The following is a 14,083-nucleotide window of genomic DNA, read 5'->3' as shown; positions in this document are numbered from 1 at the left end:
ACCCGGCCGACTGGAAACGGTGCGCGCGCGGGCCCGGTCAGTTCGGGGCGACGTGGTCCGCGAGCGTGTCGTGAACCAGCCGGGCCGCCTCGGCGGCGAGCGTGTCGCCGTCGTCGAACACGTCGCGCCAGATCGCCAGTGAGGTGGCGACCTGGGTGGTCATCAGTCGCCGGGTGAAGGCCTCGACGCCGATCATGCCCCGGTAGCCCGCGGCCAGGGCGGTGGCGAGCACCTCACGGACCGGAATGTGGCCCCGTGTGAGGTCACCGCGGTGGTTCTGGCCCAGTTCCAGGTAGGCGAGATGGGGGAGTGCCAGCCGCACTGCTGCGCCGAGGTCGGGTTCCTCGATGTTCATGTGGTAGGTGTCCAGGTGCAGGAACAGGTTGTCCGAACCCGCCTCCTCGACGAAGGACACCCCGGCGGCCGCGTGCGTGAGCAGGTTGGTCTCGTAGCGGTTGACGATCTCCAGCACCAGCCGTACGCCCAAGGTCTTCGCCTCCTCGGCGACGATCGCGAGGGACTCGGCCGCGATCCGGCGCGTCTCGCCGGACGGCTGCACCGGTGCGTGGCGTAGCGGTCCGTACAGCACGCCTCCCACATGGTCGGAACCCATGTCGCGGGCCAGTCGCACGGCGAGGCGTAACCGGTTCCGGCCGCGCTCCCGGACTTCCTCGTCCACGCTGGACAGATCCGCATCCGGCAGCTGACCCGCTGTGTTGACCGGCCGGATTCCGGTGTCGCGCAACGCCTTCTCGAACGCGCCCGCGTCGATGGTCTCCGGTGTGCGTAGCGGGACGATCATGCGGTGGAAGCCGTGCCCGGCCGCGCGCCGCGCGATCGCCGTCGCGTTGTCCGGCGTCAGCTCGGCCGCCCACGCCGCCGGGTGGATGGCGATCTGGTTGTTCATCCCACTTCCTGTCTGTCGTGGACCGGTCCGATGTCCTCGTCGGCGTCGCCGCGCACGCAGTAGCCGCCGTCCACCGGGAACACGCCACCGGTGAGGAAACCCGACGCGGGGAGCGCGAGGAAGGTGATCATGCGGGCGACGTCGGCCGGGTCGCCCCACCGGCCGACGGGTGTTCGTTCCGCGTACCGGTCGTGGTCGAGTGTGCCCGCGGCGAGCCGCGCCCGCAGGCGGCCGGTGAGGATCCAGCCCGGCAGCACGGCGTTCGCGGTGATCCCGTACCGGCCGCCCTCGACGGCGAGCGAGCGCGTGAGCCCGATGACGCCGGTCTTCGCGACCGCGTAGGCTGACCGGCCGGGCAGCCCGAGCGTGCCGAGTACCGATGTCAGGTTCACGATCCGGCCGAAAGCGCCGCGGCGCATCAGCGGCACCGCGAGCCGCGCGCACACGAACGCGCCGCGCAGGTGGACTCGCAGCATCGCGTCGAAGTCGGGCAGCGCGACCTCGTGCACCGGCACCAGGTGCGGCGTCATGATTCCCGCGTTGTTGACCAGCACGTCGACCCGGCCGAACTCGGCGTCCACGCGCGCGAACCCGTCCGCCATCGCGGTGTCGTCGGCGACGTCCGCGGTGATCGGTAGCACCGCCCGCGCGTGCCGGTCCGCGAGCGTGGTCGCGATGTCGGGCAGTGCCGGGTCGACGTCGACGAGGACGAGCGTGGCGCCTGCGGCGGCCAGTCGCTCCGCGGTGGCGAGGCCGATGCCGTCGGCTCCGCCGGTCACCACGGCCACCCGCCCTGCCAGAGGTTCGGGAGCGTCGATCACGACCGGTCTCCGTTCGGATCGAACAGTACCTTCAGCAGTTTCCCTGCCGCGAGGTCGGCGAACACGCCGCCCGCCTCGTCGATGCCGACCACGGTCGCGAGGTCCGCCGTCTCGACCGCGCCGGACGCGATCAGCCGCAACGCCACCCGCACGTCGGCGGGCCGGTACACGCAGGTGCCGACGATCCGCAGTTCGCGCCGCATCAGCTCCGGCAGGTCCACCTGGGCGGGCGCGGCGTACATGCCGACGTCGACCAGCGTGCCGCCGGTTTCCACGAGATCGAGGACCTTCGGTGCCACCGACGGGTGCCCGGTGCAGTCGTAGACCACCTCGTACCGTTCTGCCCCGTCGCCGGGCACGACGTCGAACCCCGCCTCCCGCGCCCACTCCGCGCGCACCTGCGCCGGTTCGCTGATCGTCACCGACGCGGCCCCGCGGGCGCGGGCGCAGCGCGCGACCAGCACCCCGATCGGTCCGGCCCCCACCACGTGTACCCGCGCGCCGAGCCGCTGCCCGCTCCGGCGGACCGCCCGCACGCACACCGACATCGGCTCGATGAGCGCGGCTGCCTTCAGGTCCATCCCGCCGGGCAGGGGCACGATCGCGCGTTCCGGCACCGCGACCTGCTCGGCCGCGCCGCCAGGCCGGTCGATGCCCACGAGGCGCAGCACGTCGCACACCCGATCCTCGCCGTCGGTGCACGCGGGGCACCGGCCGCACGGCAGCAGCGGGTTGACGAACACCGGCGAGCCTGCGGCGAGGCCGCCGGCCGGGTCGGCGAGGGTGCCGACGAACTCGTGCCCGATCACCAGGCCGGTCTTCGCGCGGGCGTGGTGCCCGGACCAGATGTGCAGGTCCGTGCCGCAGATGCCGGTGTAGGCGACGTCGACGACCACCTCGCCCTGCGCGGCGGTCGGCGCGGGCACGTCCACGACCCGGATGTCCCGCGGTCCTTCGTAACGCAGTGCCCGCATCAGCGGCTCTCCCGGTGCGCGTCCCGCCAGCGGTCCAGCACGGCCCGGTAGTTGGCCGCGATCCCGGCGACAAGGTCGTCGTCGGAGACCTCACCGGCGAGCCAGCGCACCGAAAGGTCGTGGAAGATCGGGCGGCCGACCGCGAAACCGATCACCAGCGGTTCGGCGGCCGCGGCGGCGAAGCCCGCCTCGATCAGATCCGGCGACGTGGATCCGCCGAGCACGAGAATGCCCCTGCAGTGCGGGTCCTCGTGACGAATCACGTCGGCGACCGCGTGCCACGCGGCGGCGTCCGGCTGGGGCGGCAGCTTCCACCACGCGGGCACGATGTCCTCCGCGTAGAGGTCGCGCACGAGCGTGGGCACCTCACCGGGCGCGTACTGCCTGCCCGGCGACGGCAGGATCTCGACCAGCAGGTCCCGTTGCAGTGACCGGCAGATCCGCGACAGGCCGCGCAGCCGGTCCCGCTGCACCGACGCGACCGCCTCCTCGTCGTCGGCCGAAATGCGCACGAGGACCTTCACGACGGTGTCGACCGGCCAGGTGCGGATCAGCGCGGCCGGGTCGCCGTCGCCGAGGAAGTCCAGCGGTATCCGGCCGTTGATCTCCACGGCCCGCGCGAGCCAGTAGCCACCGTCGGTGAGCCGCTCCAGCTGGGTCTGGCCGACGAACCTGTCATCGACAAGGACGCCGGTGCCGGGTCGCTCGGCGCTGACGGTGGTGAACGCGCTCAGCAGCAGGTTCTTCAGGGTGCTGATCGACTCCGGTGCGCGGCCCGCGTCGGCGGCGAGCTTCGCGAAGTAGCCGCGGTGGTCCATTGCGAGCACCCCGACGCCCGTTCGGGCGCGGTATCGGGTCACCGTGGCCACCTGTTCGCGATCGAGCAGCGGGGACACCTCCCGGACGCCCTCGGTGCGATCGGCCGCCGCGAGGAACGTCACCAGCTCCGCCATGCTCGGGGTGGCGTCGGAGCAGGCGAGCCGGCTCACCACGATCGCCCCGCACGCGCATCCCCATCGCAGGCAGGTCTCGACCGGTTCGCCACGCAGGTAGCCGCGCAGGAACCCGGCCATGAACGCGTCGCCGGCGCCCACGGAGTTGAGCACCCGCACCGGGAAACCAGGCATGACGACTGGCGCGTCGAGGTCGCCGGGGTAGGCCCGGCAGCCCTCGGCGCCGTCCTTCACCACGAGCAGCGCGCCGGTGCGCCCGCGCACGTCACGCACCGCCTCGTCGAGGTCCCGGGATCCGCCGAGCGCGCGGAATTCCGCGACGGTGCCGACGACCACGTCGCTGTCGGCGAGCACGGCCCGCAGCCCCTCGGTCACCTCGGGCCGGACGCTGTCCTCGTCCTCACCCTTGCTGCGGGACACCACGCCCCAGAACGCGGGCCGGTAGTCGATGTCGAACACGACCTTCGTGCCCGCCTCGCGGGCGGCGGCGACCGCGGCGACCGTCGTCTCGCGCAGGTGTGGCCTGCTCAGGTACGTGCCGCCGACGAGCAGGCCGGTCGCCCCGCGCACCAGATCGACGTCCAGCCGCGCGGGCGTCATGGCGAACTCGGCCGGGTCTTCCACCAGGAAGATGCGGGGGAAGCCGCGCCCGGTGTGCGGGGCGAGCGCGATCGTGCCGGTGCCGCGTTCGGGGTCGCGGCGCAGCGCCGAGGTCACCACACCCTCCCGGATCAGCTGCGACTCGACGTAGTCACCGAACGCGTCAGAGCCGACCTGGCTCGCGAGCGCCGCCCGCAGCCCCAGCCGGGCCGCGCCGACGACCGTGTTGCCCGCACTGCCCCCGATGTAGCGGCGGAAGGACTGCGCGGCGGCGAGGTCGGCGCCGACCTGTTCGGAGTACAGGTCGACGCTGACCCGACCAAGGCACACCAGCTCGACCGGATCCTGCTCGCTTCCCGTTGGCATGCCGCTACCCCTCGTCTGCTGTGGTTGGAAATCCGTTGTGGTGAAGGAAAGGCCGTCAGCTTGCGGACTCGCCCACGGCCTGTTCGAGAATCTCGCGGCCGGTGTCGACGGCCTTCGTCACATCCGGCTCGGTGTCGAACGCGCCGAGATCGACGAACACCTTCGTCAGGTCCTCGAGGTCGCTGGACAGCTCACCCTTGGACAGGGCCAGCGCCTCGGCCGCGGATGGCCAGGTGCGGCCGGTCAGCTCCCGCTGCGCCGCCTCCTTGGTGGCGGTGACGCCGTTCTCCTTGTAGTACTGGACGAGCAGATCGGCGGCCTCGTCCGGGTTCGCGGTGATGAACTCGTTGGCCTGGTAGGCGGACTTCACGTACGCGACGGCCTGCTCGGTGCGGTTGTTGGCGAAGGCGGGCGTCAGCGCCAGCATGTTGAAGATCTTCTTCCCGGCCTGCTTGCCGTCGCAGACGTGGACGTACTCAGGGTTGTCGACGAACTCGGCGTCGAACGGCGGCCACGTCATCGCGCCGACGCCCTGGCCTCCGGTGAACGCACCCGCGACCGCGTTCGCCTCGACCGGCAGTGGCTTGGTCTCACCCGCCACGCCGTACTTCTGCATACAGCCGAGGAACGCGTAGTGCTGGGTGGAGTTGACCTTCACCAGCACCTCGCCGCCGCCGAGGACGGTCGCGGGATCCTTGCCCTTGAAGTCGTTCGTCCGGCCCCACAGGATCTGGATCGCGCCCTCCTCCGAGTTCGGCCCGGGCACGACCATGTCCCACTTCTGCGAGCTGGTGAGAGCGGGGGGCGAGCCCATGTTGCCGCCGTCCCAGGCGCCGGTGAGCCCGGCCTCGGACATCGCGGCGCCGCTCGGGTAGTACTTGAGCTCGACCTCGATCCCGTTCTCCTGGAAGTATCCCTTCTGCTCGGCGAGCCAGATGGGGAAGCTCGTCGCGGTGGGCTGCAGGCCGATGGTGACCTTGCTACCCGTGTTCCCGGTCTCTCCCACCTCCTGAGCGCCCGCGCAGGCCGTGACCAGTAGCAGTGCGGAGAGCACGGCCACCGTCATGCGAAAACGAGACTTCATCGGCTTCATTTCGACAACGCCTTTCACAGCAAGGAAGAAGGAGGGTTACTGGACGGAGGTGATCTCCTCGCGCACCGCGTTCCACACGGTGCGCTGGAGGCTGCCGAAGCCTGGTTGGGCCATGGCCTCGTCGACACTGTGGTGAGACCAGTCGTCGTCGACGGTGAACTCGTGCTTGATCGCGCCCGGTCGGGCGGTCAGCACGATGATGCGGTTGCAGAGGTAGACGGCCTCCTCGACGCTGTGGGTCACCAGCAGCACCGTGAGTCCGAGGTCGCGGGCGATGCGCGCGATCTCCTCCTGCATGATGATCCGGGTCTGGGCGTCCAGCGCCCCGAACGGCTCGTCCATGAGCAGCACGTCAGGGCGCATGACGATCGAGCGGGCGAGCGCGGCGCGCTGTTGCATGCCTCCGGACAGCTCGTGCGGGTAGGCGTCGGCGAACGCGCTGAGCCCGACCATGCCGAGGGTCTCGCGCACCCGTTCCCTGCGCTCCGCCTTCGGCACGCCGGTCATGCGCAGGCCGTACTCGACGTTGCCGGTGACGGTTTTCGTCGGGAACAGCGCGAACCGTTGGAAGACCACGCAGCGGTCCGGTCCCGGCTCTCGCATCGGGGCGCCGTCGGCGAGCACCGTCCCGCCGCTGGCCGCTTCGAGGCCCGCGGCGATCATCAACAGCGTCGACTTGCCGCAGCCGGACGGGCCGACCAGCGCGATGAAGTCGCCCTGGTACACCGTGAGGTCGATGGGGGACAAGGCGGTCACCTCGCCGCGGCGGGTGTGGAAGCTCTTGTGCACACCCTCGAACCGCAACTTGGCCTGCCGGTCAGTCATGCCAGTACCTTCGTCGTGTGCGGTCGGGACGGCGGTCTTCTCGTCAAGCGGCACCGGTCTCGACCCCCTTTCGCCATCGGATGAACGGGTTGGCCATGAAGCGGACGCCGCGGTCCATCAGCGCGCCGAGCACGCCGATGGCGACCATGCCGGCGAGGACGGTTGCCGGATCGTTGCTCTGTTGGCCCGAGAGGATCACGTAGCCGAGGCCGGAGCGGCCGACGATGAGCTCCGCGCCCATCAGGGCCATCCAGCCGTTGCCAACGCCGATGCGCAGTCCGGTGAGCGCGGTCGGCAGGCTTGCGGGCACGACCGTGGTGACCAATGTGGACATCCGGCTGGCGCCGAGCACCCTGCTGGCCTTGACCACGTAGTCGTCGACCGAGCGCACACCGAGTTCGGCGTTGAGCACGCACGGCGGCAGCACCGCGATGAACACCACGAACGCCTGTGCGGTGAACCCGGGCCCGAACCAGAGGATGGCGAGCGGGATCCAGGCGAACGGCGGGATGTAGCGGAGCACCTCGAACGCGGGCAACAGCGCGGACCGGAAGCCCGGCCACCACGCGAACGCGAATCCGAGTAGCAGCCCGAGCGCCGCGGCGACGGCGAACCCCGCGCCCCAGCGTTCGAAGGAGGCGAGCGCGTGGCCCGGCAGGGTGAGCCCGGCGAGCGGGTCGTAGGTGAGGGTGACGAGCCGTTCGAGGACCGCGAGAGGCGAGGCGAGGACGCCGTTCTCGGAGAGGTCGAACACGTCGGCCGCGATCCACCAGGTCGCGACGAGGGTGACGATGCCGCTGGACGCGAGCCCGAGCGTGCCGATAGCGGGCCAGGTCCGGCGCCGTGCCGTGGCTGGCACGGGGCGCCGCGTGGTCGTGGTCATGCCGCGCTCTCCTTCCAACCGGAGAGCCGCTTCTCGACCAGCCGCAGGCCCTCGGAGAACACGACGCCGAGCAGCCCGATCAACAGCATCGCGACGAGCATGATGTCCGGATCCAATGTGGACCGTGCGTTGAGCGCGACGAATCCGAGCCCGGCGGTGGCACCGAGGAGTTCGGCGGCGACCACGGTCATCCACGCGTTGCCGAGCGCGATGCGCGCGCCCCCGACCAGCGTGGGCACCGCGGCAGGCAGTACCACCTCGACCAGGGTGCGCCTGCTCGGCGCGCCCAGCGAGCGGCTCGCCTTGGCCAGTAGTTTGTCCACCCCGGCGACGGCCTCGTAGGAGTTCAGCACCCAGGGCACGACCGCCGAGATCGTGACCACGAACACGCGCGCCTCGGTGCCCAGCCCGAACCAGAGGATGGCCAGCGGGATCCACGCGATCGGCGGGATGGGCCGGATCAGCTCGAAGACCGGGGAGACGACCGTGCGCACCCGCCGCGACCACCCCATGGCCACGCCGAGCGGCAATCCGATCACTCCGGCTACGAACCACCCGATGGCGACGATCCGCAGGCTCGCGAACAGGTGGCCGATGAGCGTCGCACCTTGATAGTCACGCTGGGTGAACTCGATGAGTCGTTCGAAGACGGCCACGGGGGAGGGGAGAAACAGCGGGGAGACGAGCCCGAGTCCGTCCGTGCTGAGGTACCAGAGCCCGGCCAGCGCGATCGTACTGGCCGCTCCGACCGAGGTGGCACGTACCCGGCGCCTCCGGCGAGCTCGGCGCCACTCGACGTTGGTCATGCCGCTCCTTCCACTACATCGTGGGTTCCCTGCGCATGGCCGTTCTGCGGTAGCGGTTTCGCAGCGTAACCGCGGGGGTGGTGGAAGCCTCACCTTTGTGCTGACAATAGTCAAGCCTTTATGCTTACAAAGCCAGCTCGACGCGGAACGATGCGCGGGCGGCGTAGTCACTGGAGAGGCGTGTGGCCGAACCGACGGAACTCCTGGTCGCCCTGGACCGCGACGCCAGGGAGCCGCTGTATGCCCAGATCGCGAACCAGATCGAGGTCCGCATCCGCAACGGTGAGCTCCGGGCGGGCGAGCAGCTGGAGAACGAGCTCGACCTAAGCCGGCGGCTAGGGGTCTCCCGCCCGACGCTGCGCCGCGCGTTCGCCGAACTGGTGTCGCGCGGACTCGTGACCCGCAGGCCGAGTATCGGCACGGTGATCCTGCCGACCCCGATCGACCGCCCGCTCACGATCGAAAGCCTCTACGACGACCTGTCGCGGGAGGGCCGGGACCCGACCACCCGCGTGCTGACGCTCGAGCGGGGCCCGTGCCCACCGGAACTGGCAGCCCGGCTCGGCCGCGACCTCGGCACAATGGTGCGGATCGAGCGAGTGCGCAGTGCCGACGGACGCCCGCTCGCCGTGCTGCGCAACTGGTTGCCCCTCGGTGGCCCTCAGCTGACGGCGGAGCGGCTCCAGCGCGAGGGGCTCTATCGGATCCTGCGCGGCCAGGGCGTGCACCCACACCTGGTGGACCAGGTGATCACCTGCCGGTCAGCGGAGCCCCTCGAGGCCGAGCTGCTGGAGGTGGCCCGCCGCAGTCCCGTGCCGATGGTGCGACGCACCGTGTTCGACCGGTCGGGCAACTTCGTCGAGTACGGCGCGCACGTCTACCGGGCCGACCGCTACTCGTTCCACGTCATGCTCGTGGAACGCCCGACCTCGGCGCGCGGTCGTCCGGACCTGGCGGTGCGCCGGGGCTGACCTGCCAACCCTGCGAAACCGAGAGTGGTGCACGGCGCCTCCGGGGTCTGTCGGGCGCTGATCTTGTGGAGTGCTGCCTGGTTTCCGGCCAGAGGCACAATGATGTGGTGACTGTTCAGTGTGGACAGTCAGAACTCGTGGTCGGCGTGACACAACTGCTCAAGGAAAGCAAAGCCCTGGCACAACGACCCCGACCGCCAGCAGATCTTGCGTGGGCTGCGCTGTCCTGGCCACGGCCAGTGCGGGCTCGACGATGGCCAGGTGCACTGGATGCCGGTATCGGCGGCTCGCTGGTTGGCCGGGGCGCAGTGCGGGAACCAGGTTCGACCGCCGTTGTCCAGTCAGGTGCGGTGGGCTCCCGCCTTGCCGCTGTCGACTGCGAACGATGCGAGGGTGTGGATCGGTGATGTCGGGGCTTCGACGGTGTCGACGACGCGGTAGTCGGCCACCCACTGGTCGTGCTTGAGTGTGCAGCGGACGTAGCCGTGGTGGTTGTCGCGGAAGAGCAGGTGTGGGTTGTTCGGGTCGATGTCGTAGCGGATGTTGAGGGTGCGGTCTCCGCCGGAGGTGACCGAGGTGCCGATGAACTCGGTGGCCACCGGTGCGGCGTCGAAGTCGGTGAAGTTCGGGGGGACGTTGCAGACCCGGTTGACATGCACGTCGCCGGTGATCACCACGGGGTTGTCGACCTGGCGCTGGGCGATGAGGTCGAGGATGCGCTGCCGGTCCGCCACATAGCCGTCCCATTTGTCGCCGCCGAACGAGCGCTCGGCGAGGTCGGCGTCCTGGTCCATGGGCGCGAACGGCACTTGCTGGGCCAGTACCTTCCACCGGGCCGGCGAGTTCGCCAGCCCGTCGAGCAGCCACTGCCGCTGCCGGGCACCCAACATGGTGCGGCCCTCGTCGAGGGCCTCGGCGCAGTACCCGCTGGGGTCCCGGGTTTCCGGTGCGCACGCGCGCGGCTGGTCGGAGCGGTACTGGCGGGTGTCGAGCACGTTGAAGTCGACCAGCTCGCCGTAGGAGATGCGCCGGTACAAGGTCATGTCCGGTCCGGTGGGCATCGAGCTGCGCCGCAGCGGCATGTGCTCGTAGTAGGCCTGATAGGCGACCGCGCGGCGAGCGAGGAACTGCGCCGGGGGAGTGTCCGGATCGGATTCCTCGTCGGCGTAGTTGTTCTCGACCTCGTGGTCGTCCCACGTGACCAGCCAGGGGAATGCGGCGTGGGCGGCCTGCAGGTCGGCGTCTGTCTTGTACTGCGCGTGGCGGATGCGATAGTCGGCCAGGCTCCGCACTTCGACCTCCGGCAGGTGTCCCCGGCCGAGGGTGCCCTGCGACGGGCCTTCGTAGATGTAGTCTCCGAGGTGGATCACGAGGTCGAGGTCCTCGTCAACCATGTTGCGGTATGCGGTGTAGTAGCCGGCCGGGAAGTTCTGGCAGGACAGGAAACTGAAGGTCACCGCGTCGATCGGCGCGCCCAACGCGGGCGCCGTTTTCGTCCGCCCCACCGGGCTCAGTTCCGATTCGGCGCGGAACCGGTAGAAGTACTCGCGCCGTGGCTGCAGGCCACTCACCTCGATGTGCACCGAGTGTGCGCTCTCCGGGTGCGCGAGAACCGTGCCTTCGCGCACGATCGTGGCGAACCGCTCGTCGGTGGCGACCTGCCACTGCACCGGCACCGGCCGCGTCGGCATGCCGCCGCCGTTGAGTGGGTCGGGCGCCAGCCTGGTCCACAGCACCACGCCGTCGGGCAGCGGATCGCCGGAGGCCACTCCCAGCGTGAATGGGTCGACGACCTTCGGCGGCGAAGAACTCGCCCGCGCCGCGGCGAGTCCGGAGCCACCCAGCGCGGTGACGCCCAGCGCCGCGGCACCGGTCACCCCGCCCAGCAACGTACGGCGCGAGAAATGCGAAGACGAACGATCGGACACGACGGAACCTCCATGCGAACCGGACGGAAGCCCGCCAACTTTGACCGATCAAACCCTCGATCAGGTGAACGCCCATAGCCTGTCCCGCGAACTCAGTGCGTCCGTTCGACGGCTCTCCGGGTAGCTCGGCGCCGCCACGCCGGCGTGCGCGTCGCGCCGCGACACGGGGAACCGCGCCTCGCTTCGGGCGTGAGGCTGAGGACACGCGAACCGTTCGCAAACCGGCCAGCACCGCGTCATGGAGGCAGAACGTTCATTTCACCGAGCCCGCACATCGTGTGAGCGCCGGTATCTTCTGCCTGAAGGGTTCACAAAGTGGTGCTCTCGCCGAGAAATTCGCTGAGTGGCTTGCTCACCGTCGCTGTCGCGGTGCTGTCGTTCGCTGCCGGATCGATCGTTTGTGTCCCGTCCGCTGTGGCGCTACCGCCGGGGACGCCGTCCAAGGCGACCGCACAGTCGCAGCTGAACTCGCTGTCCGTCCGGTCACAGGAGTCGATGACGGGCTACTCTCGTGACAGATTCCCGCATTGGATCACCATCTCCGGAACCTGCAACACCCGCGAAACCGTGCTCAAGCGCGACGCCGATTCGGTCACGGTTGGGTCCGACTGCTATCCCACGTCCGGCCGTTGGTACAGCTATTACGATGGGGCCGTCTGGTACCAGGCGTCCGATTTGGACATCGACCACATCGTGCCGCTGGCCGAGGCGTGGCGGTCCGGGGCTAGTCACTGGACGACGTCCAAGCGCCAGTCGTTCGCCAACGACCTCAATGGCCCGCAGCTGATCGCGGTGACCGACAATGTGAACCAGGCCAAGGGTGACCAGGACCCGTCCACGTGGCAGCCGCCGCGTTCCGGTGCCCGCTGCGCGTATGCGAAGTGGTGGATTCACACCAAGTACCGTTGGGGGCTGCACCTGCAGTCGTCGGAGAAGTCCGCCTTGCAGAGCATGCTCAACAGCTGCTCGTACTGAGTCCTCTCGCCGCGGCGTCGTGGGCGCGCGTATGACGCCGCGGCGTTGCGGCATAGGGAGTCCTGGGATGACAGAAGAACAGTCCTCGGTCTTCACGGCAAGCCACGGCGTGATGACCGCCGAGGTGGGCGTGATCAGCGGCGAGCTCGAGTTGCGCACCACCTGTGACGACGACGGTGTGCTCGCGCTGGCGATCACGTACCAGGGGGCCGACGAGTGGTATACCTTGCCCGGCGAGGATTACCGCTTGCACGATCCGCGCGATCATGAAGTCGTGCACCGCATTCTCGTCACCGTGCTAGCGCGCCCCTGACCCGTCGGACAGCCGTAGGTCGGCGTGTGGCCGGAATCGCCCTGTGGTGCCTCGAGCCCGGCCACTGGTTGTGCCGCCCGGCTCAGCGGGTGGTGCATGAACGGCCGGGCTCCCGCGTCGGGCGGGTCTGCCGTGACGCAGCCGCGAACCGTCCTGGGACAGGTCGAGCGGAGCCTGAGAAGCCGCCACGCAACGCGGGAGGCGTTCGCGGGCCGTTGGTGTGTCGGGGCGGTTCGATTACAGCCGGCCGGCGTCTCCTATTCGGGAGGGAAGGACCTGTCCGCGATGTTGTGGGTGGTTCGCGGCGGCGCGGCCTCGCCGATGGGCACATTGCAGTCAGAGGGTGCCCGTAGCTGGTGCGTTCAGTGGTGAACACAGACGGGATGAACACAGCAAGGCAAGATCAACGCCTCCAGCAACGACGAAACCCCCACCGGTGATGATCACCGTTGGGGGTCTGACCTGGGAAAACAGGTGGTGCGCGATACTGGGATCGAACCAGTGACCTCTACCGTGTCAAGGTAGCTACCGACAGCCCTTTGACCTGCGGAAATGGAGATCCGGCAGGTCGGCGCGGTGGTGCTGGGAGCCGTTCATGGCCGTTCGACGCGGTTCAGCGCGGGTCACTCCTCCCAATTTCCTCCCAGTCCTGTGGCTCCCACTGAGCCTTTTCCATCTTGATCTTTGTGTGGTTTGGCGTGTTGGTGTGCCGAACGTAGTGAAGCTCCTGGTAGATGGATCGTCGACCAAGATCAACCCAGGACCACCAGGAGCTTCGCGTGTTGTTGTATCCCGGCACGATCGATCTGTCCACCACCCATCTGCGGCATGTCGCCACCGTGGTCCGCGTCCACCGCCGCCGGATCGGCAGCCGCTGGCGTCGGCTCTCGGCCGGCCGGCAGGCCCTGCTGGTGCTGGCCCACCTGCGCAACGGCGACCCCTACGCGCGGCTGGCCGCCGGATTCGGCATCGGGACCGCCACCGTGTACCGCTACATCCGCGAAACGGTCCACCTGCTCGCCGCCCGCGCACCCACCCTCACCGACGCACTCCGGCGCCTGTCCCGCCACGGCGACAACTACGCCATCCTCGACGGCAGCGTCATCCGCACCGACCGGCTCGCCGCCGACCGACCGTTCTACTCCGGCAAACACCGCCACCACGGCATCAACCTGCAAGCACTCACCGACCCGCGCGGCAGGCTGCTCTGGGTCTCCGACGGCCTGCGCGGCGCGGTCAACGACACCGCCGCAGCCCGCCACCACAACATCCCCGACGCCTGCCGCCAAGCCGGCATCACCGTGCTGGCCGACAGCGGCTACCACCACATCGCCAACGGGGTGATCACCCCCTACAAGCGCGTGGGCGGCGGCCATATCACCACCCGCGAACTCAACCCCGGCCAACGCGTGGCCAACACCGCCCTCGCCCGCGTCCGCGCCCCCGGTGAACGCGGCTTCGCCACCCTCAAAGCTTGGCGCATCCTCACCCGCGTCCGCTGCAGCCCCCACCACGTCACCGCACTCGCCAAAGCCATCCACACCCTCGAACACCACCCCCACCACCAAGGATGAAAAAGGCTCACTGAGAGCGTCGCCGGGACTGTGTCGTGAGCGGTGTTTCTGGCCCGACACGCCGGGGTGAAATCCGGCGGGATGGGTACGGGCA

At 69.5% G+C, this 14,083-nt stretch carries 13 protein-coding genes; 4 read left to right on the top strand and 9 right to left on the bottom strand.

Annotation, left to right across the window (positions count from 1 at the left end):
- Nucleotides 1–37: 37 nt before the first annotated feature.
- The 8 genes from FCN18_RS35135 to FCN18_RS35100 form a co-directional block, all read right to left on the bottom strand.
- Entirely contained in the window at nucleotides 38–907 is an 870-nt protein-coding gene (locus FCN18_RS35135; RefSeq protein ID WP_137097232.1) for a sugar phosphate isomerase/epimerase family protein, read from the bottom strand.
- A complete protein-coding gene (locus tag FCN18_RS35130) occupies nucleotides 904–1,728 on the bottom strand; it encodes an SDR family NAD(P)-dependent oxidoreductase (RefSeq protein ID WP_158303248.1) in 825 nt (274 codons plus the stop codon). The genes FCN18_RS35135 and FCN18_RS35130 overlap by 4 nt, the downstream gene beginning before the upstream one ends.
- A complete protein-coding gene (locus FCN18_RS35125) occupies nucleotides 1,725–2,702 on the bottom strand; it encodes a zinc-dependent alcohol dehydrogenase (RefSeq protein ID WP_137097230.1) in 978 nt (325 codons plus the stop codon). Before FCN18_RS35125 ends, FCN18_RS35130 begins: the two co-directional genes overlap by 4 nt.
- Entirely contained in the window at nucleotides 2,702–4,621 is a 1,920-nt protein-coding gene (iolC, locus tag FCN18_RS35120; RefSeq protein WP_137097229.1) for a 5-dehydro-2-deoxygluconokinase, read from the bottom strand. Before iolC ends, FCN18_RS35125 begins: the two co-directional genes overlap by 1 nt.
- Nucleotides 4,622–4,676: 55 nt before the next feature.
- Entirely contained in the window at nucleotides 4,677–5,687 is a 1,011-nt protein-coding gene (locus FCN18_RS35115; protein ID WP_158303247.1) for an ABC transporter substrate-binding protein, read from the bottom strand.
- A gap of 63 nt (nucleotides 5,688–5,750) precedes the next feature.
- Nucleotides 5,751–6,539, bottom strand: coding sequence for an ABC transporter ATP-binding protein (locus tag FCN18_RS35110; RefSeq protein WP_112274900.1), 789 nt, complete (start codon nucleotides 6,537–6,539; stop codon nucleotides 5,751–5,753).
- Between the two features lie 43 nt (nucleotides 6,540–6,582).
- Nucleotides 6,583–7,422, bottom strand: coding sequence for an ABC transporter permease (locus FCN18_RS35105; RefSeq protein WP_137097228.1), 840 nt, complete (start codon nucleotides 7,420–7,422; stop codon nucleotides 6,583–6,585).
- Nucleotides 7,419–8,228: an ABC transporter permease gene (locus FCN18_RS35100; RefSeq protein WP_112274662.1), complete on the bottom strand. Its 810-nt coding sequence runs from the start codon at nucleotides 8,226–8,228 to the stop codon at nucleotides 7,419–7,421. Before FCN18_RS35100 ends, FCN18_RS35105 begins: the two co-directional genes overlap by 4 nt.
- 182 nt (nucleotides 8,229–8,410) lie before the next feature.
- On the opposite strand from FCN18_RS35100, the gene FCN18_RS35095 reads away from it, so the two are divergent.
- Nucleotides 8,411–9,199: a GntR family transcriptional regulator gene (locus FCN18_RS35095; protein WP_112274660.1), complete on the top strand. Its 789-nt coding sequence runs from the start codon at nucleotides 8,411–8,413 to the stop codon at nucleotides 9,197–9,199.
- A 341-nt stretch (nucleotides 9,200–9,540) separates the two neighbouring features.
- Here the strand turns inward: FCN18_RS35095 and FCN18_RS35090 are convergent, their stop codons facing one another.
- Nucleotides 9,541–11,127, bottom strand: coding sequence for an alkaline phosphatase D family protein (locus tag FCN18_RS35090; protein ID WP_137097227.1), 1,587 nt, complete (start codon nucleotides 11,125–11,127; stop codon nucleotides 9,541–9,543).
- Nucleotides 11,128–11,475: 348 nt separating this feature from the next.
- Here FCN18_RS35090 and FCN18_RS35085 point away from each other — a divergent pair, with 348 nt between their 5' ends.
- The 3 genes from FCN18_RS35085 (at nucleotide 11,476) to FCN18_RS35075 (ending at nucleotide 13,989) form a co-directional block, all read left to right on the top strand.
- Nucleotides 11,476–12,102: an HNH endonuclease family protein gene (locus tag FCN18_RS35085; protein ID WP_228714280.1), complete on the top strand. Its 627-nt coding sequence runs from the start codon at nucleotides 11,476–11,478 to the stop codon at nucleotides 12,100–12,102.
- A gap of 67 nt (nucleotides 12,103–12,169) precedes the next feature.
- The gene (locus tag FCN18_RS35080) at nucleotides 12,170–12,415 is read left to right on the top strand and encodes a hypothetical protein (RefSeq protein WP_137097225.1); all 246 of its coding nucleotides are present in this window, start codon (nucleotides 12,170–12,172) and stop codon (nucleotides 12,413–12,415) included.
- 779 nt (nucleotides 12,416–13,194) lie between these two features.
- Nucleotides 13,195–13,989, top strand: a complete 795-nt coding sequence (locus FCN18_RS35075; protein WP_137097224.1) for a transposase family protein — start codon at nucleotides 13,195–13,197, stop codon at nucleotides 13,987–13,989.
- Nucleotides 13,990–14,083 lie beyond the last annotated feature (94 nt).

Origin of the sequence: Prauserella endophytica (genome assembly GCF_005146945.1) — a bacterium.
GTDB classification, from domain to species: Bacteria; Actinomycetota; Actinomycetes; order Mycobacteriales; family Pseudonocardiaceae; genus Prauserella_A; species Prauserella_A endophytica.
Note: the sequence above shows the minus strand (reverse complement) of the source record. Positions and strands in the feature narration are given on the sequence as shown.

Excerpts from the sequence above, each read along its gene's own strand:
- FCN18_RS35135 (WP_137097232.1), bottom strand. The coding sequence starts at position 907 with ATGAACAACCAGATCGCCATCCACCCGGCGGCGTGGGCGGCCGAGCTG.
- FCN18_RS35125 (WP_137097230.1), bottom strand. The coding sequence starts at position 2,702 with ATGCGGGCACTGCGTTACGAAGGACCGCGGGACATCCGGGTCGTGGAC.
- iolC (WP_137097229.1), bottom strand. The coding sequence starts at position 4,621 with ATGCCAACGGGAAGCGAGCAGGATCCGGTCGAGCTGGTGTGCCTTGGT.
- FCN18_RS35115 (WP_158303247.1), bottom strand. The coding sequence starts at position 5,687 with ATGACGGTGGCCGTGCTCTCCGCACTGCTACTGGTCACGGCCTGCGCG.
- FCN18_RS35110 (WP_112274900.1), bottom strand. The coding sequence starts at position 6,539 with ATGACTGACCGGCAGGCCAAGTTGCGGTTCGAGGGTGTGCACAAGAGC.
- FCN18_RS35105 (WP_137097228.1), bottom strand. The coding sequence starts at position 7,422 with ATGACCACGACCACGCGGCGCCCCGTGCCAGCCACGGCACGGCGCCGG.
- FCN18_RS35100 (WP_112274662.1), bottom strand. The coding sequence starts at position 8,228 with ATGACCAACGTCGAGTGGCGCCGAGCTCGCCGGAGGCGCCGGGTACGT.
- FCN18_RS35080 (WP_137097225.1), top strand. The coding sequence starts at position 12,170 with ATGACAGAAGAACAGTCCTCGGTCTTCACGGCAAGCCACGGCGTGATG.